General features: G+C 70.0%; 26 protein-coding genes. 18 read left to right on the top strand and 8 right to left on the bottom strand.

Going from position 1 to position 20,765, the window contains the following annotated elements; genetic code table 11:
• Positions 1-207: 207 nt before the first annotated feature.
• Positions 208-513 (bottom strand): 30S ribosomal protein S14, encoded by a 306-nt coding sequence (gene rpsN / locus AC0699_RS10435; protein WP_478658127.1) that lies wholly within the window; start codon positions 511-513, stop codon positions 208-210.
• Entirely contained in the window at positions 513-749 is a 237-nt protein-coding gene (gene rpmB / locus AC0699_RS10430) for a 50S ribosomal protein L28 (protein ID WP_453657431.1), read from the bottom strand. Before rpmB ends, rpsN begins: the two co-directional genes overlap by 1 nt.
• A gap of 52 nt (positions 750-801) precedes the next feature.
• Between rpmB and rpmG the strand changes: the two genes are divergently transcribed.
• From rpmG to AC0699_RS10390, 8 genes are all read left to right on the top strand, one after another.
• Positions 802-966, top strand: a complete 165-nt coding sequence (gene rpmG / locus AC0699_RS10425) for a 50S ribosomal protein L33 (protein ID WP_043238828.1) — start codon at positions 802-804, stop codon at positions 964-966.
• Between the two features lie 23 nt (positions 967-989).
• A complete protein-coding gene (locus AC0699_RS10420) occupies positions 990-1,244 on the top strand; it encodes a type B 50S ribosomal protein L31 (RefSeq protein ID WP_478658124.1) in 255 nt (84 codons plus the stop codon).
• Entirely contained in the window at positions 1,244-2,383 is a 1,140-nt protein-coding gene (locus AC0699_RS10415; protein ID WP_478658121.1) for a CobW family GTP-binding protein, read from the top strand. Before AC0699_RS10420 ends, AC0699_RS10415 begins: the two co-directional genes overlap by 1 nt.
• A gap of 1 nt (position 2,384) precedes the next feature.
• Complete coding sequence (rpsR, locus tag AC0699_RS10410) at positions 2,385-2,627, top strand: 30S ribosomal protein S18 (RefSeq protein WP_478658118.1); 243 nt, start codon at positions 2,385-2,387, stop codon at positions 2,625-2,627.
• 71 nt (positions 2,628-2,698) lie between these two features.
• Positions 2,699-3,082 carry a VOC family protein gene (locus AC0699_RS10405; RefSeq protein ID WP_478658116.1) on the top strand — a complete coding sequence of 128 codons (384 nt, stop codon included), beginning with the start codon at positions 2,699-2,701 and terminating at the stop codon, positions 3,080-3,082.
• Positions 3,083-3,086: 4 nt separating this feature from the next.
• Entirely contained in the window at positions 3,087-3,428 is a 342-nt protein-coding gene (locus AC0699_RS10400) for an ArsR/SmtB family transcription factor (protein ID WP_478658114.1), read from the top strand.
• Positions 3,425-3,991 (top strand): SRPBCC family protein, encoded by a 567-nt coding sequence (locus AC0699_RS10395; RefSeq protein ID WP_478658112.1) that lies wholly within the window; start codon positions 3,425-3,427, stop codon positions 3,989-3,991. The genes AC0699_RS10400 and AC0699_RS10395 overlap by 4 nt, the downstream gene beginning before the upstream one ends.
• Positions 3,992-4,099: 108 nt before the next feature.
• The gene (locus AC0699_RS10390) at positions 4,100-4,336 is read left to right on the top strand and encodes a DUF397 domain-containing protein (protein ID WP_453657425.1); all 237 of its coding nucleotides are present in this window, start codon (positions 4,100-4,102) and stop codon (positions 4,334-4,336) included.
• Positions 4,337-4,475: 139 nt separating this feature from the next.
• On the opposite strand, the gene AC0699_RS10385 is transcribed toward AC0699_RS10390, so the two are convergent.
• Complete coding sequence (locus tag AC0699_RS10385) at positions 4,476-4,961, bottom strand: ATP-binding protein (RefSeq protein ID WP_478658110.1); 486 nt, start codon at positions 4,959-4,961, stop codon at positions 4,476-4,478.
• Between the two features lie 373 nt (positions 4,962-5,334).
• On the opposite strand from AC0699_RS10385, the gene AC0699_RS10380 reads away from it, so the two are divergent.
• The 5 genes from AC0699_RS10380 to AC0699_RS10360 all read left to right on the top strand — a co-directional run bounded on the left by AC0699_RS10380 (position 5,335) and on the right by AC0699_RS10360 (position 9,442).
• Entirely contained in the window at positions 5,335-6,168 is an 834-nt protein-coding gene (locus AC0699_RS10380; protein ID WP_478658548.1) for a helix-turn-helix domain-containing protein, read from the top strand.
• A gap of 95 nt (positions 6,169-6,263) precedes the next feature.
• Complete coding sequence (locus tag AC0699_RS10375; protein WP_478658107.1) at positions 6,264-7,724, top strand: aldehyde dehydrogenase family protein; 1,461 nt, start codon at positions 6,264-6,266, stop codon at positions 7,722-7,724.
• A gap of 118 nt (positions 7,725-7,842) precedes the next feature.
• Entirely contained in the window at positions 7,843-8,391 is a 549-nt protein-coding gene (locus tag AC0699_RS10370) for a DinB family protein (protein WP_478658104.1), read from the top strand.
• A 143-nt stretch (positions 8,392-8,534) separates the two neighbouring features.
• Positions 8,535-8,756 carry a hypothetical protein gene (locus AC0699_RS10365; RefSeq protein ID WP_478658102.1) on the top strand — a complete coding sequence of 74 codons (222 nt, stop codon included), beginning with the start codon at positions 8,535-8,537 and terminating at the stop codon, positions 8,754-8,756.
• A 44-nt stretch (positions 8,757-8,800) separates the two neighbouring features.
• The gene (locus tag AC0699_RS10360) at positions 8,801-9,442 is read left to right on the top strand and encodes a PadR family transcriptional regulator (RefSeq protein ID WP_478658100.1); all 642 of its coding nucleotides are present in this window, start codon (positions 8,801-8,803) and stop codon (positions 9,440-9,442) included.
• Between the two features lie 118 nt (positions 9,443-9,560).
• Here AC0699_RS10360 and gad read toward each other — a convergent pair whose 3' ends face one another.
• The 3 genes from gad to AC0699_RS10345 all read right to left on the bottom strand — a co-directional run bounded on the left by gad (position 9,561) and on the right by AC0699_RS10345 (position 12,765).
• Positions 9,561-10,979 (bottom strand): glutamate decarboxylase, encoded by a 1,419-nt coding sequence (gene gad, locus AC0699_RS10355; RefSeq protein ID WP_478658097.1) that lies wholly within the window; start codon positions 10,977-10,979, stop codon positions 9,561-9,563.
• 13 nt (positions 10,980-10,992) lie between these two features.
• Positions 10,993-12,273 carry an ion channel protein gene (locus tag AC0699_RS10350; protein ID WP_478658094.1) on the bottom strand — a complete coding sequence of 427 codons (1,281 nt, stop codon included), beginning with the start codon at positions 12,271-12,273 and terminating at the stop codon, positions 10,993-10,995.
• A gap of 126 nt (positions 12,274-12,399) precedes the next feature.
• Positions 12,400-12,765 (bottom strand): YbjQ family protein, encoded by a 366-nt coding sequence (locus AC0699_RS10345; protein ID WP_478658092.1) that lies wholly within the window; start codon positions 12,763-12,765, stop codon positions 12,400-12,402.
• A gap of 132 nt (positions 12,766-12,897) precedes the next feature.
• Here AC0699_RS10345 and AC0699_RS10340 point away from each other — a divergent pair, with 132 nt between their 5' ends.
• Positions 12,898-13,587, top strand: coding sequence for a DedA family protein (locus tag AC0699_RS10340; protein WP_478658089.1), 690 nt, complete (start codon positions 12,898-12,900; stop codon positions 13,585-13,587).
• A gap of 53 nt (positions 13,588-13,640) precedes the next feature.
• On the opposite strand, the gene AC0699_RS10335 is transcribed toward AC0699_RS10340, so the two are convergent.
• Positions 13,641-15,290: a threonine/serine exporter family protein gene (locus AC0699_RS10335; protein ID WP_478658087.1), complete on the bottom strand. Its 1,650-nt coding sequence runs from the start codon at positions 15,288-15,290 to the stop codon at positions 13,641-13,643.
• 116 nt (positions 15,291-15,406) lie between these two features.
• Positions 15,407-15,901: an inorganic diphosphatase gene (locus AC0699_RS10330; protein WP_019888410.1), complete on the bottom strand. Its 495-nt coding sequence runs from the start codon at positions 15,899-15,901 to the stop codon at positions 15,407-15,409.
• A 105-nt stretch (positions 15,902-16,006) separates the two neighbouring features.
• On the opposite strand from AC0699_RS10330, the gene dacB reads away from it, so the two are divergent.
• The 4 genes from dacB (at position 16,007) to hpt (ending at position 20,606) form a co-directional block, all read left to right on the top strand.
• Positions 16,007-17,404, top strand: coding sequence for a D-alanyl-D-alanine carboxypeptidase/D-alanyl-D-alanine endopeptidase (dacB, locus tag AC0699_RS10325; protein ID WP_478658083.1), 1,398 nt, complete (start codon positions 16,007-16,009; stop codon positions 17,402-17,404).
• Positions 17,405-17,642: 238 nt separating this feature from the next.
• Positions 17,643-18,770, top strand: coding sequence for a zinc-dependent metalloprotease (locus AC0699_RS10320; protein ID WP_478658081.1), 1,128 nt, complete (start codon positions 17,643-17,645; stop codon positions 18,768-18,770).
• Positions 18,771-18,959: 189 nt separating this feature from the next.
• A complete protein-coding gene (gene tilS / locus AC0699_RS10315) occupies positions 18,960-20,003 on the top strand; it encodes a tRNA lysidine(34) synthetase TilS (protein ID WP_478658078.1) in 1,044 nt (347 codons plus the stop codon).
• Between the two features lie 63 nt (positions 20,004-20,066).
• The gene (gene hpt / locus AC0699_RS10310; protein WP_093660903.1) at positions 20,067-20,606 is read left to right on the top strand and encodes a hypoxanthine phosphoribosyltransferase; all 540 of its coding nucleotides are present in this window, start codon (positions 20,067-20,069) and stop codon (positions 20,604-20,606) included.
• The last annotated feature ends 159 nt before the right edge of the window (positions 20,607-20,765 follow it).

Genomic DNA, 20,765 nt, shown 5'->3' with positions numbered 1-20,765 from the left:
CCGCCCAGTGGGCGGATGCGTCCGTCCTCAACCTCCCCGGAGCTTCGCCCGGGGGTGTGCCGCCCAACGTGCTCGGAATGAACCCCGCTGGGTCCCCCCACGCCCGTAGGGCGCAGGGGGAGTTCGAGGCGCGGGGTCCGGGGCGGAGCCCCAGTCGCGGGAACGGGCGGGGTGGGGAGAGGCCCGCCGCAGGCGACCTGCGCCCCGCTACCAGGAGGACTTCGTCACGCCCGGCAGGAAGCCCGCGTGCGCCTGCTCCCTGAGCCGGACCCGGGACAGCCCGAACTTCCCCACGTATCCCCGCGGCCGGCCGTCCACACCGTCCCGGTTCCGGATCCGGGTCGCGCTCGCGTCGCGCGGCTGACGCCGCAGCTCCGCCTGTGCCGCGAGCCGCTCGGCCTCGCCCGTGTCCGGCCGCCGGATGATCTCCTTCAGCTCGGCGCGCCGCGTCGCGTACCGCTCGACGACCGCCTTGCGCCGCTCATTGCGCGCGATCTTGCTCTTCTTCGCCATCAGACCTTCACCCCCCGGGCGCGGATCCGGGCCACCGCGGCCTCGATCCCGATACTGTCCACCGTCTTGATCGCCTTCGTGCTGAGCGTGAGCCGTACGTACCGGCCCTCACTCGGCAGCCAGTAGCGCTTGCGCTGGATGTTCGGGTCGAAGCGCCGCGATGTGCGCCGGTGCGAGTGGCTGATCGTGTTGCCGAAGCCGGGCTTGGCCCCGGTCAGCCAGCAGTGTGCGGACAACGTCACACTCCGTTCCTTTGGAAATGGAAACCATTTCCATTATCTTAGCCGTATGGCCCGCAACGAACTACGCCCGATCATCAAGCTCCGCTCCACGGCGGGGACCGGCTACACGTACGTGACCCGCAAGAACCGCCGTAACGACCCCGACCGCATGACGCTGCGCAAGTACGACCCGGTCGCCGGCCGGCACGTCGACTTCCGCGAAGAGCGCTGACCCGGAGAAGAGGAGCCGCCCTGATGAAGCCCGGAATCCACCCCGCCTACGGCCCCGTCGTCTTCCGTGACCGGGCCGCCGACTTCGCGTTCCTCACCCGCTCCACCATGACGAGCGAGAAGACGATCGTCTGGGAGGACGGCAACACGTACCCCGTCGTCGACGTGGAGATCTCCTCCCGGAGCCACCCCTTCTACACGGGCACGGCGCGCGTGCTCGACACGGCCGGGCGCGTGGAGCGCTTCGAGCGGCGTTACGGACGGGGCGAGGTCCGCTGATGCTTTCCGTCGCCCTTGTGGGCGGGCTGCACTCCGACGCGCGCAAGGCCACGGTCGACGAACTGCTGGCCACCGTGCCGGGCAGTGTCGCGCTCCATCACGACCTCTCGACCGCCGTCCAGGGCACGGTCGTCCGTACCGTCCGCGACAGCACGGGCCTCCTGTCCACCGGCGAGGCGCCGCTCGTCAACGACTGCGCCTGCTGCGCGCTGCGCGAGGATCTCGTGCCGGAGCTGGAGCGGCTCGCCGACGGGGGGCTCACCCGGCTCGCGATCGTCGAGCTGTGGGACTCCGTCGAACCCAAGTCGATGGCCGAGGTCGTCGCCGCCCACGGCGACCGGCTGCGGGTGACGGGCGTGATCACAGCCGTGGATCCGGCCCTGCTGCTGCCGTATCTCGCCAACGGCGACGACCTGATGGACGTGGGGCTCGCCGCCGCCGCGACCGACCGGCGCACGGTCGGCGATACCTGGGCGCGGCAGTTGGAGTACGCGCCCGTGCTCGTTCTCGTCGACGGCGAGGAGCCTCATCGGTCCTCCGAGGAGGACCGGGCGCTGCTGGCCCAGCTGCATCCGACCGCACGTCAGGTGCCGGTGTACGGCGGCGGGCCGGCCGAGGCCGCGCTGGCCGGCTTCGACGTGGAGGCGGCCGCCGCCGCGCAGCATCCGGCCTGCGCGCTGCTGCCGCAGGAGGCGGACGAGTGCGGTGTCGCCACGTACGTCTGGCACCGGCGCAGGCCGTTCCACCCGGGGCGGCTGTACGCGGCGCTGGAGGACCTGGCCTGCGCCGCGGCCCGCAGTCGCGGTCGGTTCTGGCTGGCCGACCGGCCGGACACGCTGCTGTCGTGGGACGCGGCGGGCGGAGCGCTCTGTGTGGAGAGCGCGGGGCCGTGGCTGGCGTCGCTCCCCGACGCCGCCTGGGAGATGGTCCCGCCGGTACGCCGTGCCGCGGCCGCCCTGGACTGGCACCCCGAGCACGGCGACTGCTGCCAGCACCTGGTCTTCACCTCGCCCGGGCTCGACCGCGACGGGCTGGCGGAGCTCCTCGAGTCCTGCCTGCTCACCGATGCCGAGTACGCCGCCGGGCCGGAGGCGTGGAAGCGCCTCCCGCCGGCTTTCGATTCCCTACTGGAGGTATGACGTGCCCCCGCGCCGCTCCGACCGCAAGCCCCTGAAGCCCCGCGCCAACCCCCTGGACGCGGCGGGCATCACCTATGTCGATTACAAGGACACGGACCTGCTCCGGAAGTTCATCTCCGACCGCGGCAAGATCCGCAGCCGCCGGGTCACGCGCGTGACGGCTCAGCAGCAGCGTCAGCTGTCCCGCGCGATCAAGAACGCGCGGGAGATGGCGTTGCTGCCGTACGGGTCGTCGTCACGCTGACGCGACGGCCGAACAGGTAGGGATCTCCCTACGCTTGACGCGTAGGGAGATCCCTACCTATGGTTCAGGGCATGAACATCACTCACGCCTCTTTCGTCACACTCCCCGTCTCCGACCAGGACCGGGCGCTCGCCTTCTACACCGACGTCCTCGGTTTCGAGGTCACCGCCGACCTGCAGATGCCGCCCGGGCGGTGGCTGCAGGTCGCACCCAAGGGCGCCCAGACCGTCTTCACGCTCTCCGGGCCCGGCATGGGCGGTTTCGTGCCCGGTTCCGCGCGGGGGATCATGTTGGTCACGACCGATGTCGACGCCGATTGCGCGAAGCTCGCCGCGGCCGGGGTCGCGGTGGACGGGCCCGACGACCTCCCCTGGGGGCGGATGGCCGGCTTCGCCGACCCCGACGGCAATGGTCTGATGCTGCTGACGGAGAACGGTGAGGCGGAGGGAGCCTGAACCGATGACTGCGACCGGTGTCCGCGAGGACCGGCTCTTCGCCGCGCTCGCGAACACCACCCGGCGCGAAGTGCTGCGACTGCTGCGCGAGGACGGGCCCCAGCCCGTCCAGACCCTGGCCGACCACTTCGACATGCGCCGACCGAGCCTCTCGGAGCACCTCAAGGTGCTCCGGGAGGCTGGACTCGTGTCCGAGGAGCGCTCCGGCAGGCAGCGTATCTATCGCCTCGAAGCCGCCCCGCTCGCCGACGTACACGACTGGCTCCATCCGTACGAGCGGTTCTGGCGCGACCGGCTGAAGGGGCTCGGCGATCTGCTGGACCGTATGCCTGACGATGAGTCATGAGCTCCGACCGTGACGAAGACCTCACCACCATCCGGGTCGATCAGTATCTGGCGCATCCGCCCGCCAAGGTCTGGCGTGCGCTGACGGAACCCGAGCTCATCGCCCAGTGGCTGATGCCAGGGGACTTCCGGCTCGAGGTGGGCCACCGCTACACGATGCGGACGCTGCCGCGGCCCGGCACCAGGTTCTCCGGCCTGGTCGAGGCCGAAGTGCTGGCCTTCGAGAGGGAGCGGATGCTCCGCATCCGATGGGTCGACCAGCAGGGCGTGCGTGACGCCGGGCGTGAAAGCGGACAGACCACCGGACAGGCTGCCGGGCGTTCCACCGGACAGGCTGCCGGGCAGACCACGGGACCGGCCACCGGACAGAACGCTGCGGACTGGACAATCACCTGGACCTTGGAGCCGGAAGGGCGTGGAACGCGTCTCTTCCTCGTACACGAGGGATTCGACCCGGACGACCCTGCACAGATGAGGGCACGGCAGATCATGGGCGGCGGCTGGCGTGGCCGTGTGATGGCTGCGCTCGAGGAGGTCCTGGAGAAGGTCCGGACCGGGCTGTAACCGAGGGACCACCCCACGTGCACGTGCATCTGCTCATGCATCTGCATATGAACACAGCTATGATCCGAGACAGTTGACACCTGCACCTTGTAACTCGGGGAGCGTCCTGTGCACGACGTGTACAACGGCATGGCGGCCACAGAGCTTCACGGAGTCGTCTGGCAGAAGAGCAGGCACAGCAACTCCCAGGGGTCCTGCGTGGAGTTCGCGAAACTGCCCGGCGGGAACGTCGCGGTACGCAACTCGAACTTCCCGGAAGGGCCGGCGCTCGTTTATACGCCGGCCGAAATAGAGGCCCTGTTGCTGGGAGTGAAGGACGGGGAGTTCGACCACCTCGTCGGCTAGGCCCTGTCCGCCCGGACAGGGCCTAGGCGGCCGGCCCCTCAGGGGGCGGGCCGCTCACGCCGCACGATCCCAAGCCGCTCGTACACGTCTGCAGCTGCGTCCATACCCACATCCGCGTGCGCGCGGCCACGCCCGCCGCTCACTCCGCGGACAGGCGGAACAGCGCCCAGACGACCTTTCCGGTCAGTGGCCCGGCCAGCGGGTGCCAGCCCCAGCTGTCGCTGAAGGAATCGACCAGAAAGAGCCCCCGGCCGCATTCGGCGGAGTCCTCCGCCTCGCCCGCGACGGGGCTTTCCTTGCTGGGGTCGCGCACCGCGCACACCAGCCGGCTCGTCCACCGCATCAAATGCAGCCGCACGGGCGGCTCCTGATCGCGCGGAGTGTCCGAGGGCAGGGCGTGCCGCAGTGCGTTGGTGACGAGTTCGGAGACGACGAGAGCGACATCGTCGAAGCGTTCGTTCAGCTCCCACTGGGTGAGTGTTCTGCGCGTGAACTTCCGGGCGCCGCGCACGGCTTCGTACCGGGCGGGAAGGGCGCAGGAGGCGGAGCTGGAGACGGCCGCGGGATCGATCGGCGGAAGCCCCTGCCGTAACGGCTCGAGCATGGTCGATCCATTCGTTCCCATGCGAGGCACTCCCGGGAATCGCGGCTGTGACGCTACAACACGAACGAGCACGAACGAGTACGCAGGTGCGCGGGTCCATGGTTCCGAATGCGTACATCAGATGCAAGGGCAGATGCACGTGCACGCGCCCGTCCTGTCCGAACCCATGCCGGTTCACGCTCATATCTTCCCTGCGCTTCTTTCGCCCCCTTCCCAAAGGCGTCTCATTTCCGTAATCGAATGAGTACGGGGTGAAGCGTTTTGGTGGCAGAATCCGGGACTCGGGGTTCGGGGGTGCCCCGAGACAGCGATGGCGAAGGGGAGGGTTGGAGACGTGACTGCAGTGGAGTCGTGGGGCTACCCCCGGGCCGATGGTCCTGGCGGAGGGTCTGTGGTGCGCCGCATCCTGCTTGGTTCGCAGCTGAGGCGGCTCCGTGAGTCGCGCGGCATCACCCGTGAGGCCGCGGGCTACTCGATCCGCGCATCCGAATCCAAGATCAGCCGTATGGAGTTGGGAAGGGTGAGCTTCAAGGCCAGGGACGTCGAGGACCTCCTCACGCTCTACGGCGTCACCGACGAGGCGGAGCGCGCCTCACTGCTCGGCCTGGCCAAGGAGGCCAATGTCGCGGGCTGGTGGCACAGCTACGGCGATGTGCTGCCCGGCTGGTTCCAGACGTACATCGGCCTGGAGGGCGCCGCCTCGGTCATCCGGATCTACGAGGTCCAGTTCGTCCACGGCCTGCTGCAGACCGAGGCGTACGCCCATGCGGTCGTCGCGCGCGGTATGCCCGGCGCGCCGAGCGCCGAGATCGACCGCCGGGTCGCGCTGCGGCTGGAGCGTCAGAAGGCACTCGTCTCCGAGCGCGCACCCCGCTTCCACGCCGTCCTGGACGAGGCCGCCCTGCGCCGTCCCTACGGCGACCGGGCCGTGATGCAGGGCCAGCTGCGGCATCTGATCGAGGTCTCCGAGCAGTCGAACATCACCCTTCAGGTCATGCCCTTCAGCTTCGGCGGCCACGCGGGTGAATCCGGGGCCTTCACGATGCTGCGCTTCCCGGAGTCGGACCTCTCCGACATCGTCTATCTGGAGCAGCTGACCAGCGCGCTGTATCTCGACAAGCGCGAGGAGGTCGCGCAGTACGAACGGGTGATGGAGCGCCTCCGGCAGGACAGTCCGGGTCCGGCCGAGAGCCGGGACCTTCTCCGTGGTCTCCTCCAACTCACCTGACTGGCCAGTACGATGACGTGGCATCAGGCGAACTGGTAACTGCATCTCCATCTGCACCTGCATCTTCATCTGCTTCCGCGGCGGTAAGGGATCTCATGTCCTCCTTCTTCAGCGATCTGGCACTCCAGTACATCGATGGTGAATGGCGCCCGGGCAGCGGCTCCTGGGACATCATCGACTTCAACCCGTACAACGAGGAGAAGCTGGCCTCCATCACCGTCGCCACGGCGCACGAGGTGGATCAGGCCTACCGGGCCGCGGAGCGCGCGCAGAAGGAATGGGCGGCCACCAACCCGTACTCCCGCCGTGGGGTCTTCGAGCGTGCCCTGAGGGTCATAGAGGACCGCGAGGAGGAGATCTCCGACGCGATCGTCGCCGAGCTGGGCGGGACCCGGCTGAAGGCGGGGTTCGAACTGCACCTCGCCAAGGAGTTCCTGCGCGAGGCGATCCAGCTGTCGCTGCGCCCCGAGGGCCGCATCCTGCCCTCGCCGGTCGACGGCAAGGAGAACCGCGTCTACCGGCTCCCCGTCGGAGTCGTCGGCGTCATCAGCCCGTTCAACTTCCCCTTCCTCCTGTCGATCAAGTCGGTCGCGCCGGCACTGGCTCTCGGCAACGCCGTGGTCCTCAAGCCGCATCAGAACACGCCGATCTGCGGCGGATCCCTGGTGGCCAAGGTGTTCGAGGACGCGGGCCTGCCCGCCGGACTGCTGAATGTCGTGATCACGGACATAGCCGAGATCGGCGACGCGCTGATAGAGCACCCCGTTCCGAAGGTCATCTCCTTCACCGGCTCCGACCGGGTGGGCCGCCACGTCGCGACCGTCTGCGCGGCGAACTTCAAGCACGCCGTCCTCGAACTGGGCGGCAACAGCGCCTTCATCGTGCTCGACGACGCCGACATCGACTACGCCGTCGACGCGGCCGTCTTCAGCCGTTACGTGCACCAGGGCCAGGTCTGCATGGCGGCCAACCGCATCCTGGTCGACCGCAAGGTGGAGCAGGAGTTCACCGAGAAGCTGGTCGCCAAGGTCAAGACGCTCAAGGTCGGCGACCCGGCCGACCCGCAGACCCACATCGGCCCCCTCATCAACTCCCTGCAGGCCGAGGCGGTGTCGAACCTGGTCGAGCAGTCCGTCGAGGCGGGCGCGACGGCCCTGCTCCGCGGCCGGACCGAGGGCAATGTGGTCTCCCCGTCCGTGCTGACCGGCCTGGCGGCCGACTCGCCCGTCCTGTCGCAGGAGATCTTCGGCCCGGTGGTGCTCCTCGTACCGTTCGACGGCGAGGAGGAGGCGATCCGGATCGCCAACGACACGCCGTACGGGCTCAGCGGGGCCGTGCACACCGGGGACATCGAGCGCGGGGTGGCCCTCGCCCAGCGGATCCACACCGGAATGATCCACATCAACGACTCGACCGTCCACGACGAGCCGATCGTCCCCTTCGGCGGCGAAAAGGCCTCCGGCCTGGGGCGGCTGAACGGTGAGGCGATGGTCGAGGTGTTCACCACCCAGAAGTGGATCTCGGTGCAGCGGGGACGTTCCGTCTTCCCGTTCTGAGATTCGCGCCCCCGCAGGAGACTTGCGGACAGAAGCTGACCGCAAGGGTCCGTAGCTTGGGAGTTGTCAGGGCGGCCGCGGCAGCGGCCGCACCAGCTCCCACGCGAAGGCGGACATCATGGTCACTCACGTTCCCGCAGAGGCCCAGGGCGACGAGCGCGGCGCGCTGCTCGGCTTTGTGGAGGCGCAGCGCGGTGCGATCCGCCGGTCCGTGTTCGGCCTGACCGAGGAGCAGGCGGCGAGCCGCCCCAGCGCCAGCGAGCTGTCGCTCTCCGGTCTGCTCAAGCATGTCGCCGAGACCGAGCTGAACTGGCTGCGGATGGCGCAGCAGCGGCCGAACGAGAGGCAGCGGACCGAGGAGACCTGGGGGGACAGCTTCCGGCTCGTCGACGGCGAGACGATCCCGGACACGCTGGCCTTCTGGGACGGTGTGGCCAAGGAGACCGAGGAGTTCATCCGCTCCGTGCCGAGCCTGGACGACACCTTCCCGCTGCCCGAGGCGCCGTGGTTCCCGAAGGAGGGCCGGGTGTCCATGCGCTGGCTGATGCTGCATCTGGTCGAGGAGATCGGCCGGCACGCGGGCCACGCGGACATCGTCCGCGAGTCGCTGGACGGGAAGAACTCGTTCGAGCTGGTGGCGCTGGAGAGCGGCCGGAGCTGGGGCTAGGGCCTGTCGTTCGGATCTTGCCCGGGCCGTCGACCCCGACCCCGACCCCGACCCCGAGCCGGGGCCGTGGCCCGGGCCCGGACACGGCGCTCGCCGTACCCCTCCCTCATGCGTGCGCCCTGGCTCTGCCCCACGCTTGAAGCATGAGCGAAGAAGGAGCAGTGGCCCCGGTGGTCGTCCTCCGTGTCATCCCGGGTGATCCGCCGTTCCGTATGGTGGAGATCAACGGGGTCGCGGCGGGGACCGCGCGCGACATGCTGGACGTGATCAAGCTGGCGCACGACGCGGGACTGGAGCACGTCGATCTGGACGACCCCGCGTACGTGAGATGGGTCGGCGGCGGCAAGTACAAGTGGGTTCCCTAGCGCGCGTACCCTAGTCAAAGTTGAATAGAAAGGGTGCGCGTTACATGTCAGCGATCCGGCTTCTGGTCCTCGGGGCCGTGCGGCAGCACGGCCGGGCGCACGGCTATCAGGTCCGCAACGACCTGGAGTACTGGGGGGCGCACGAATGGTCGAACGCCAAGCCCGGCTCGATCTATCACGCGCTCAAGCAGATGGCGAAGCAGGGACTGCTGCACCCCCATGAGATCGCGCCGTCCACGGCCGGCGGCCCGCCGCGCACCGAGTACGAGATCACCGAGAGCGGCACCAAGGAGTTCTTCGCGCTCCTGCGCGAGGCGCTGACCTCGTACGACCAGAAGATGGACGTGCTCTCGGCGGGGGTCGGCTTCATCGTCGACCTGGAGCGGCACGAGGCCGTGGAGCTGCTCCAGGAGCGGGTGCGCGGGATCGAGGAGTGGCGCGCGACGGTCACCGAGTACTACACCCCCGAGGACGGGCCCGGACAGCTCGGCCACATCGGCGAGATCATGAACATGTGGGTCCACTCGGCGGACGCCGGAGCGGCGTGGACGCGCGGTCTGATCGAGCGGATCGAGGGTGGGGCGTACACCTTCGCGGGGGAAGGCGAGCCGTTTGTGGGGGTGCTCGCGGAGGGGCAGGAGAACCCCTATGCGACGGGCGTCCCGCACGAGGGCGATCGAGAGTAATCAAGCTTGACCAGTGCTCCTGGTCGCGGTCTTCCTCCCCCTGGCGGTACGGCGCTTCGCGCGGCTGAGCCGCTGACTTCTCCGTGGCCGGGGGGTGGTACCCCCCGGCCCCGCCCCCTCAGTGGTGGAAGCTCGTCGCCGCCGACTTGTCCCTGCTGAGGGGGGCGCTCTGGGCGCGGAGGTCGGGGAGGATGCGGGTCAGGTCCTCCATCAGCAGCGCCGACAGGTCCGCCGAGAAGCCGTTGCGGCACACGAAGCGCAGGACCGACAGGTCCTCGCGGTTCGGCGGGAAGGTGTAAGCGGGCACCAGCCAGCCGCTCTCCCGTAGCCGGCGCGAGACGTCGAAGACGTCGAAGTTCGTGATGCCCGGAGCCGTGGTGACGGCGAAGACAGGCAACTCGTCGCCCCGGGTGAGCAGTTGGAATTCCTCGATCGTCCCGATGCGATCCGCGAGGCGTTGCGCGACGTCCCGGGCCGTCTGCTGCACGGCCCGGTACCCTTCGCGGCCGAGCCGCAGAAACGTGTAGTACTGCGCCACGACCTGGGCTCCCGGCCGCGAGAAGTTGAGCGCGAACGTCGGCATGTCGCCGCCCAGGTAGTTGACCCGGAAGACCAGTTCCTCGGGAAGGTCCTCCGGCGAGCGCCACAGCGCCCATCCCACGCCCGGGTAGACGAGCCCGTACTTGTGCCCGGAGGTGTTGATCGAGGACACCCGCGGCAGCCGGAAGTCCCAGACCAGGTCCTCGTCCACGAAGGGCGCCACCATCGCTCCCGATGCCCCGTCCACATGGACCGGGATGTCCAGTCCCGTACGTTCCTGCAGTGCGTCCAGTGCCGCGCAGACCTCCCCGACGGGCTCGTACGACCCGTCGAAGGTGGAGCCCAGGATCGCGACCACTCCGATCGTGTTCTCGTCGCACAGCTCGGCCGCCGCCTGCGGGTCGATGTGGAAGCGGTCGCCCTCCATCGGGATCAGCCGCGGCTCCACCTCCCAGAAGTTGCAGAACTTGTCCCAGCAGACCTGCACATTGACGCCCATGACGAGATTCGGCCGGGCGCCGGGATAGCGGTCCGCGTTGCGCTTCGCCCACCGGCGCTTCAGCGCCATCCCGGCGAGCATGCACGCCTCGCTCGACCCGGTCGTCGAGCAGCCGACCGTCGTCTCCGGGGCCGGCGCGTGCCAGAGATCGGCGAGCATCGCCACACACCGCCGCTCCAGTTCGGCCGTCCGCGGGTACTCGTCCTTGTCGATCATGTTCTTGTCGCGGCACTCCGCCATCAGCACCCCGGCCTCCGGCTCCATCCACGTCGTCACGAACGTGGCCAGATTCAGCCGCGAGTTGCCGTCCAGCATCAGCTCGTCATGGACCAGCTGATAGGCCGTCGCGGGCGCCATCGGCCCGTCCGGAAGCTGGTGCTTGGGCGGCGCCGAGGTCATCGACCCGGTCGGATCGGCCTCCCCGTAGAACGGGTTGAGCGAGAGCCTGCGCCGCTCCGGGCTTTCCTCGCGGCCCGTTCCGCCCTTGTGCAGTGCCATGTCCGGTCGCCTTTCAACGCAGTGATGTTCCGTCGTCGTGGAGTTGCATCTGCGGCCGTCCGGTCACCAGCAGCCAGGCGGGCAGCACGGCGACGCACAGCAGCGGGAAAACGTGCGAGTCGGCGGCGAGAACGGCCGCGGTGAACAGGCTCAGCCAGCCCTGCCGGGTGACCGCCAGCAGGACGCCGAGCACCGCGCAGACCACGCCGAGCGTCGGATGCACCTCGGGTACGAGCGCGCTGACGCCCAGCCCGAGCGCGACCCCGACGAACACCGAGGGAAAGATCCGTCCGCCCCGGAACCCGCACGCCGCCGCGACCGTGAGCGCGGCCAGCTTGACCACCGCCATCAGCGCGAACTGCCGGGACGACCAGCCCGTGGGATCCGAGGCCAGCACCTTCATCTCGTCCAGGCCCTTGAAGAGCGTCAGACTCCCGCCCAGCGCCCCGAGCAGCCCGAGCACCAGTCCGCCCGCGCCGGTCATCAGTACGGGGTGCCGGAGTTTCCGGAACACGGCATGGACGCGCGGGAACGCGCACACGGCCGCCATACCGACCAGCGCGCCCAGCGAGGAGACCGCCATCGCCGCCGGCACATCGCCCCAGCGCGACCCCCTCAGCTCGGGCAGCGCGAGATCGAACGTCGGGTGCGCGATCAGTACGGTGGTCAGCGAGCCGGCCCCGCCCGCGATGAGCGGGGCGAACAGCTTGTCCCAGAGCGCGCCGGGCGCCGGGCGCGACGCCATGCTCTCGGTGATGATGAGCGCGGCCGCCACGGGTGTACCGAAGAGCGCCCCGATCGTGCCCGCGGCGCCGAGGCCCGCCCACAGCTCCGCGCTCGAGCCCCGCATCGCCTTGCGGCCGAGCCAGGCGGCGAGCGCGATGTTCGCTGCGGTGATGGGGTTCTCGGGTCCGAGGCTGACACCGCCGGCCAGCCCCAGCGCTGCGGCGAGCAGCAGGCTCGGCAACACCGCGGCGGGCAGCGGCGGGTCGACGAGCCCCATCGTGGCCGGATCGGGCCCGGCGTGCCCGGGCACCTTCCACACCACGAGCCCCACGGCCAGGCCTGTCGCCGTCAGCACGGCGATCACCCAGAGCGCCGAGTAGGGGCCGATGCCGAGTGCGTCGGGCAGAACCTCCCACAGGACGTCCTTGAGCTGGTCCGCGACCTCGGTCACGCCCAGCAGGATCAGGCTCGAGGCGACTCCGACGACGACTGCGGGGAGGATCAGCGGCAGCAGATCGCGCGCCGGGGTGGCCGGCGGGGCGTGCTCGGTCGTCGTCACGGGCCTCACGATAACGGCACAAATCGCCCGTAAGGCGCGCAAGTAAAGGGCTTGCGCCATGCGTGGCGTGAGGACCGAAGCCGTTGTGCGCACCCCCGGCCCGACCGCGGACCGCCGATGGTCCCGGTGGCGCCGTCACGCCCTGGCGATCACCACGGCCGTGCCGTAGGCGCACACCTCCGTGCCCATGTCCGCCGCCTCCGTCACGTCGAAACGGAACATGAGCACGGCGTTCGCACCCCGCGAGCGCGCCTGTTCGACCAGCCGGTCCATGGCCTGGTTACGGGTCTGCACGAGGGTCTTCGTCAGGCCCTTGAGCTCACCGCCGATCATCGACTTCAGGCCCGCGCCGATCTGGCTGCCCAGGTGCCGCGAACGCACCGTCAGCCCGAAGACCTCGCCGATCACCTGCTCCACCCGGAAGCCCGGGACGTCGTTCGTTGTGACGACCAGCACATCGGCCTGGGGGCGCTGCCCGCCGCCGTAGTCCTCAATACTCATGGCCACAGCTTTGTGGCCGTCCGTTCACCTCGCATCCGGAGAGGGCCGGTGGAACCCGTCACCACCCGGATGCGTTGATAGTTTTGGGCACTCGCCACGTCGATCGACCAACCACACAGGAGCCCGGACCTCGTGAACACCCTTGCGCTCGGACCGAGCTGGCTGGACCCGGACTATCTGATCACCACCTTCGGCCTGATCGGCGTACTCGTCATCGTGTTCGCCGAGTCCGGTCTGCTGATCGGGTTCTTCCTGCCGGGCGACTCGCTGCTGTTCACCACGGGTCTGCTGGTGACCGCGGACAAGATCGACGTACCGCTGTGGATCGTCTGCGCCCTCATCGTGCTCGCCGCGATCATCGGCGACCAGGTCGGCTATCTCTTCGGCCGCAAGGTCGGCCCCGCCCTTTTCAAGCGCCCGGACTCCAAGCTCTTCAAGCAGGAGAACGTGGAGAAGGCGCACGAGTTCTTCGAGAAGTACGGCCCGAAGTCGCTGGTCCTCGCCCGCTTCGTGCCGATCGTCCGTACGTTCACGCCGATCATCGCCGGTGTGAGCCGGATGAACTACCGCTCGTTCCTCACCTTCAACATCATCGGCGGTGTGCTCTGGGGCGCCGGAGTCACGCTCCTCGGTGCCGCGCTCGGCAACGTCGAGTTCGTCCACAAGAACATCGAGGCGATCCTCATCGCCATCGTGCTCATCTCGGTCGTCCCGATCGCGATCGAGTTCCTGCGCGCCCGCTCCAAGGGCAAGAAGGAAGCCGCGGCCAACCCGTCGGCCGACCCCCAGGGAGTCCAGCGCGGCCGTCACGCCAAGCGCTGAGGGCTCACCTTCTTTCGGGGCTCGGTTCGCATGGGGGGCGCCGGCTGAGGCCGCTAGAAGCCGCGCGTGCGCTTGGCCGCGCGGCGACGGCCCGCGGCGGCCGGACTGCGCAGGAACATCCGGGCGATCTCACCGCCCAGGTTCACCCCGATCGCGATGGCCAGTGCCAGCGCCGCCGCCCTGGCCAGCGACGCGAAGCCCTGGTCCATGTTGTTCTGCGCGATGTGCAGGACCCCGAAGTACGTGGCGCTACCGGGCAGCAGCGGGCCGATCGCCGCCGTCACGTACGGCAGCGACGAGGTGTGCTGGTAGCGCGCCAGGAGCTGCCCGAACAGACCCACCAGACCCGCCGCGACAGCCGTCGCCAGCACCGAGGACCCGCCCGCCGTCACCGCGATCGCCGCGTAGACGACCCAGGCGACCCCGCCGTTGAACGCCGCGATCAGCACGGTGGAACGGTCCTGCTGCAGCAGTACGGCGAAGGTCAGGCACAGCACCATCGACGCCAGGATCTGCACAACGGGCCGCTCGACGACACTGAGCGCCCCCTCGGGAGTGAGGTTCGCCTCGAACTGCACGCCCACGTACAGCACCGTGAGCACCCCGACGACGATCGCCACGAAGAAGTAGGCGACCTCCAGCAGCCGGGCCGAGGCCGTGATGTAGAAGCCCGTCAGCCCGTCCTGGACGGCCGCCACCAGCGCCCGCCCCGGGATCAGTGCGAACAGCCCACCCGTGATCACCGCGGAGGGCCGCAGGTCCGCGTGGAGCGCACTGAGAGCCACCCCTATCGCGGCGGGCGGCATCGCCGCCACCACGAACTGGTAGAACTCCGGCAGCCCGCGCCCCGCGCAGAGCCACGCCAGCCGGTCGCCCAGCATCGCACCGACCGCCGCTGCCAGGAACACCAGCGCCCCGCCGCCCACCAGCACGGACGCCGCGCCGGCCAGGATGCCCGCGGCGAGCGTGAGCACCCAGCCGGGGTACGGGTGCCGGTTACGGCGGATCTCGGCGAGCCGCCGGTACGCCTCGTCCAGCTTGACCTCGTGGTCGTCGCCGCTGATGTCGGCGACCAGTTGGTAGACGGCGGTCAGCCGGGTGTAGTCGGTGCCCCGGCGGCGTACCGTCCGGTTCGCCGTCACCGGGTCGTCGACGAGCGACGGCTGGTACGTGATCGACAGCAGCGTGAACGTGACCGTGGGCTCGCAGTGGTCGAGCCCGTACGAGCTCGTGATCGCGAGCATCGCCGCCTCGACGTCCTCGGCACCCTCTCCGCCCGCGAGCAGCAGCTCGCCGATGCGCAGCGTCAGGTCGAGCACGCGGGGTACGGCGGGCCCGGCCTCGTCGTGCCGCTGCACCGGCTCCGGCACCGGCCGCTCGCTCACCGGGATCCGCAGCATCGTGCGCATCCGGTCCTGCCACGGCGCGTCCTTCGACAGCTGGATCACGGGCATGCCGTGGGCCGGGGTATAGAGGGGCGGCGACTCCCGGGCGCGGTACGTGGACGGCGGCGCGAACGCGGAACCCTCGGGCTCGGCGAGGGGCTCCGTCGACAGGCCGTCGGGGACGGCGAACTCCGAGGACGGATGGTCCTCCTCGGGCGGCCCGGGCTGCTCCACGCCCTCCGGCGGGACGAAGGCGCTGCGCGCCTCGTCCGACTGCGGCTTCCGGTCCTCCGCAGGACCTTCCGGCTCCGCCACCACCGTGCTCTCTCCCGACTCTCACCGACGCACCCGTGTGCGGCCAGTATGCGACGGGCGGTGCACCCCGTGTGGGGTGCACCGCCCGTCAGGCCGACCATCAGGTCAAAAGGGCCGCGTCAGTGCGCGCCGCCCTGCGCCTCAAGACGCTTGTAGGAGGCCTCGATCTCGGCCTCGGCCTCGGCCCGGCCGACCCAGTTGGCGCCCTCGACGGACTTGCCGGGCTCCAGGTCCTTGTAGACCTCGAAGAAGTGCTGGATCTCCAGGCGGTCGAACTCCGACACGTGGTGGATGTCCCGCAGGTGCTCCACGCGCGGGTCGGAAGCCGGGACGCACAGCAGCTTGTCGTCGCCGCCGGCCTCGTCCGTCATCCGGAACATGCCGATGGCGCGGCACTTGATCAGGCAGCCGGGGAAGGTGGGCTCGTCCAGGATGACCAGGGCGTCCAGCGGGTCGCCGTCCTCGCCCAGGGTGTTCTCGACGAAGCCGTAGTCGGCGGGGTAGCTGGTCGAGGTGAAGAGGCGCCGGTCCAGACGGATCCGGCCGGTCTCGTGGTCCACCTCGTACTTGTTCCGCGACCCCTTCGGGATCTCGATGGTGACGTCGAACTCCACGGGTGGCACTCCTCCATGATCAACACATATGTCGGTGACGCGGCTATGCGCAGTGATTAAGTGTCCCCTACGCAGGTGTGTGATCGCGAAAGGGGCTGGTCAAGGGTGCCCGACAGAGGAACATGGCAGCTCACGGCAGGTGCGGCCGTGGTCGGCCTGGCCATCGCGGCCGCAGTGGTGACCGCGGCCGGCCCCTGGGACAACGGTCAGCGTAAGGCCGAGCGGGACCGGGCCGCTGCGCTCAGCCGTACAGGTGGCGCACATCACCAGCCGGCGGGGCGGGCACGGACCGCGGCCGAGGCCCCCGGGCCCGCGCCCGCGCCGAGCGCCCCCGGCGTCCTCTCCGCGGCGTCGGCTCCAGCGATCCCGCCCGCGTCCGTCGCCGAGGCCCTCGCCCCGCTGATGGACGCCCCGGGCCTCGGTGCCGTCCGCACCGCCTCGGTCGTCGACGTCGCCACGGGCAGGCAGCTGTTCGGGCGAGGCACGAGCACTGCCATGACGCCGGCCTCGACCGTCAAGATCGCCACGGCGGCTGCGGCGCTCTCCGCCACCGGTCCCGGTCACCGCATCCCCACCACGGTCGTCGCCGCGCCGGACTTCCGTGGGATCACGCTGGTCGGCGGCGGCGACCCGACCCTCGACATGCCCCGGCTGCGCGCCCTGGCCGACGGCACCGCGCGCGCCCTGCGCGACCGGGGCGTCAGCACGATCCGACTGGCATACGACATTTCGCTGTACACGGGGCCCGCTGTGCACCCCATAGGCCGCAACAACGACAACATCGCCCCCGTCAGCCCCCTGATGCTCAATGAGGGACGGCTCGACGACTCGACGAGCGGCACCGCGGACCGCAGCCAGGCCCCGGCGCTCGATGCCGCTGTCGCGTTCGTCGGACTGCTCAGCGAGCGCGGCGTCAACACGGAGGCGGGCCCCACCTCGGCCAAGGCCCCCGCCAAGGCCGTCCCCCTGGCCAGGACGTACTCCGCGCCGGTGTCCGCACTCGTCGAACGGATGCTGACCAACAGCGACAACGACATCGCCGAGGCCCTGGCCCGGCAGACCGCGATCGCCGCGGGCCGCCCGGCGAGCTTCGCCGGGGCGGAGGCCGCCGTCGCCGAACGGCTCAAGCGGCTCGAACTCCCCGTGGCAGGCGCCCGGTTCGCCGACGGCAGCGGGCTCAACCGTGCGGACAAGGTCTCCGCGGCCTTCCTCACCGCCCTCCTCGCCCGCTGCGCCGACCCCGCCCGCCCGCAGCTCCGCCCGGTCCTCACGGGTCTCCCGGTCGCCGGCTTCACCGGCACCCTCAGCGGGCGCTCCGCGGCGGGTTCCGCCGGCCTCGTACGGGCCAAGACCGGCACCCTCACCGGCGTGGACACCCTCGCCGGAACGGTCGTCTCCGCCGACGGCCGACTGCTCGCCTTCGCCTTCCTGGCCGGCGGCACCCCGTCCGCGGAGGCAGCCCGCCCGGCCCTGGACCGCCTCGCGGCCGCCCTCGTCCCCTGACGGGCCGCGGACCAACACCTCAGCGTGCCCCTGGATCTCCGAGACCCGCGAGACCCGCGAGACCCGCGAGACCACGAGACCGCGAGACCACGAGACCGCGAGACCACGAGACACCGAGACACCGGGGCCCTGGAGGCCCGGGTTCCGGGAGGCCCCGGATCCCGCAGACCCCGGCCGGAGGCTCGTGGCGCGGGTCAACACCTCACCGGGTGCCGGGTCGACAACGTACGGTTGACGCATGACGAGCATCGGTGGTGCCGAGATGGTCGACTGGAACCTCGCGGTCGCGACCGCGATCCGCCTCGTACGGCCGGGGCCGGACGTCAGCCGCGACGAGGCACGTGCCGTCGTCGCCGAGCTGCGCCGGCATGCCAAGGCCTCCGAGGAGCACGTCCGGGGTTTCACCAGGATGATCCCCGACGGGCACGAGCCGGAGGACACGCCGGTCCTCGTCGTCGACCGGGCAGGCTGGGTCAAGGCGAACGTGGCGGGCTTTCGCGAGCTGCTCAAGCCCCTCTTGGACAAGATGCAGGAGCGTCGCTCCAACAGTCCCGGCGGAGCCGTGCTCGGTGCCGTCGGCGGCAAGGTGACCGGCGTCGAGCTGGGCATGCTGCTGTCGTTCCTGGCGTCCCGCGTCCTCGGCCAGTACGAGACCTTCGCCCCGCCCACCCGTGAGCTTCCGGGCGCGCCGGGCAGCGGCGGCAGGCTCCTTCTGGTCGCCCCCAACATCGTCCACGTCGAGCGCGAGATGGACGTCGCCCCGCACGACTTCAGGCTCTGGGTCTGCCTCCACGAGGAGACGCACCGCACCCAGTTCACCGCCGTGCCCTGGCTGCGCGACCATCTGGAGGGCGAGATCCAGTCATTCCTCGCCGAGACCGACGTCGACCCCATGACCGTCCTGGAGCGGATGCGCGAGGCCGCCCAGACACTCGCCGGCGGCCGCCCCGAGGGCGAGCAGGACGAGGGCCGCTCGCTCGTCGAGCTCGTGCAGACCCCCGAACAGCGCGAGATCCTCGGCCGGCTGACCGCTGTGATGTCCCTGCTCGAAGGTCACGCGGACTACGTGATGGACGGCGTGGGCCCCCAGGTGGTGCCGTCCGTCGGCGAGATCCGCGAGAAGTTCCAGCAGCGTCGTGCCCGCGGCGCCTCCCGCCTCGACATGGCGCTGCGCAGGCTGCTCGGCCTCGATGCCAAGCTTCGCCAGTACCGGGACGGCGAGCAGTTCGTACGGGCCGTCGTCGAGGAGGTCGGTATGGACGGCTTCAACCGGGTCTGGACCTCGCCGAACACCCTTCCCACCAAGGCGGAGATCGCCAAACCGGCGGACTGGGTCGCGAGGGTGCACCGCAGGGCAGAGCCGTGAGCGTCGTTGCGGCCGACGGCAGAGGGACGCCCCCCTAATCACCCATCCGAGGGACCGTAGGCGATGGGTAGGCGTGCAATGCTCGGGGAACGGCCCGGTTCTGTCACCATCGACGCACTCTGAGTGACCGAATCCCCCGTCCCGACTCCGATCGAGGCTCCCCCCAAACTTTCACGAAGGGCACCGGACATGGGTCCCCATCCTGCGGTCGCGGCGATACGCCTGGCGGTCCGCCGCGTACTCCACGACGTACTCAACGAGCTGAACGAACTCCCCCGCACCGCCGCCGGCGGACGGTCCGGGTCCGGGCAGAGCCCGGACCGGCAGCCCCTCGTGCTGGTCGCCTGTTCCGGCGGGGCCGACTCCATGGCCCTCGCCTCCGCCCTCGCCTTCGAGGCCCCCAAGCTGTCCGTACGCGCAGGCGCCGTCACCGTCGACCACGGCCTGCAGGCCGGTTCCGATCTCCGTGCCGCCGAAGTCGCCGCCCGCCTCACCGCCATGCACCTCGACCCCGTCGAGGCCATCGCCGTGACCGTCGGCCGCGAAGGCGGACCCGAGGCCGCGGCCCGCGACGCCCGCTACGCCGCCCTGGACGAAGCCGCCGAGCGCCATGGCGCAGCCGCCGTCCTGCTCGGCCACACCCGCGACGACCAGGCCGAGACGGTCCTCCTCGGCCTCGCCCGCGGCTCCGGCATCCGCTCGCTCTCCGGCATGGCCGCCGTCTCCGGAGCCGGCCGCTACCGCCGCCCCTTCCTCAAGCTCGACCGGCAGACCGCCCGCAAGGCCTGCCTGGTGCAGCATCTGCCCGTCTGGGACGACCCGATGAACGCCGACCCGGCGTACACCCGCTCACGACTGCGCCACGAGGGCCTGCCCGCCCTGGAGAAGGCGCTCGGCAAGGGTGTCGTCGAGGCTCTGGCCCGGACCGCCCAGCTCTCCCGCGACGACGCCGACGCCCTGGACGCCTGGGCCGCACAGGCGGACGAGACCGTCCGGGACGACGCCGGTCTGCTCGAATGCGCGAAGCTCTACGCACTGCCTCCCGCGGTCCGTCGTCGGGTGCTCCGCCGGGCCCTGGTCGCAGCCGGTTCACCTGCGGGTTCACTCTTCGCCCGGCATGTCGAGGAGGTCGAGCGGCTGATCATCGGCTGGCGCGGCCAGAAGCCCCTGAACCTGCCCGGCCGGGTCGAAGCGCGCCGCCAGGGTGGCAGACTGGTCATTCGGCAAGGCTGAGCCGGCAGCGGGCCGAGCGCCGGGACGCCGAGACAGAAAGCGACGCGGGTGAACGAGAAGGACATGGGCGCCGATCTCAAATCGGTCCTCATCACCAAGGAAGAGATCGACGCGAAGCTGGCCGAGCTGGCCGCGAAGATCGATGCGGAGTACGCGGGCAAGGACCTGCTCATCGTCGGAGTCCTCAAGGGCGCCGTGATGGTGATGGCGGACCTGGCGCGTGCGCTGTCCACCCCCGTCACGATGGACTGGATGGCGGTGTCCTCGTACGGCGCGGGCACCCAGTCCTCCGGAGTGGTCCGCATCCTCAAGGACCTGGACACCGACATCAAGGGCAAGCACGTCCTGATCGTCGAGGACATCATCGACTCCGGGCTGACCCTGTCCTGGCTGCTGTCGAACCTGGGCTCCCGCGAGCCGGCCTCCCTGGAGGTCTGCACGCTGCTGCGGAAGCCGGACGCGGCGAAGGTCGCGATCGACGTGAAGTGGATCGGGTTCGACATCCCGAACGAGTTCGTCGTCGGATACGGCCTCGATTACGCCGAGAAGTACCGGAACCTCCCGTTCGTGGGCACACTCGCTCCGCACGTCTACGGCGGCTGACGACGGCAGCAGAAGCACGGGAACCCGTACCGCCTTCCCGCCGTTGGAGCATGGGAAGGCGGTCACGGGTGACAATGCTGGGGTACCGTCCGAAGAACAGTCTTTTCAGTTAAGTCTCACAGCAGCAGTCTCACTAGCAGCATTTACCTACGGGCAGGA

The organism is Streptomyces sp. NPDC043870 (assembly GCF_056435785.1).
This window is presented reverse-complemented; position numbering and strand designations above follow the sequence as displayed.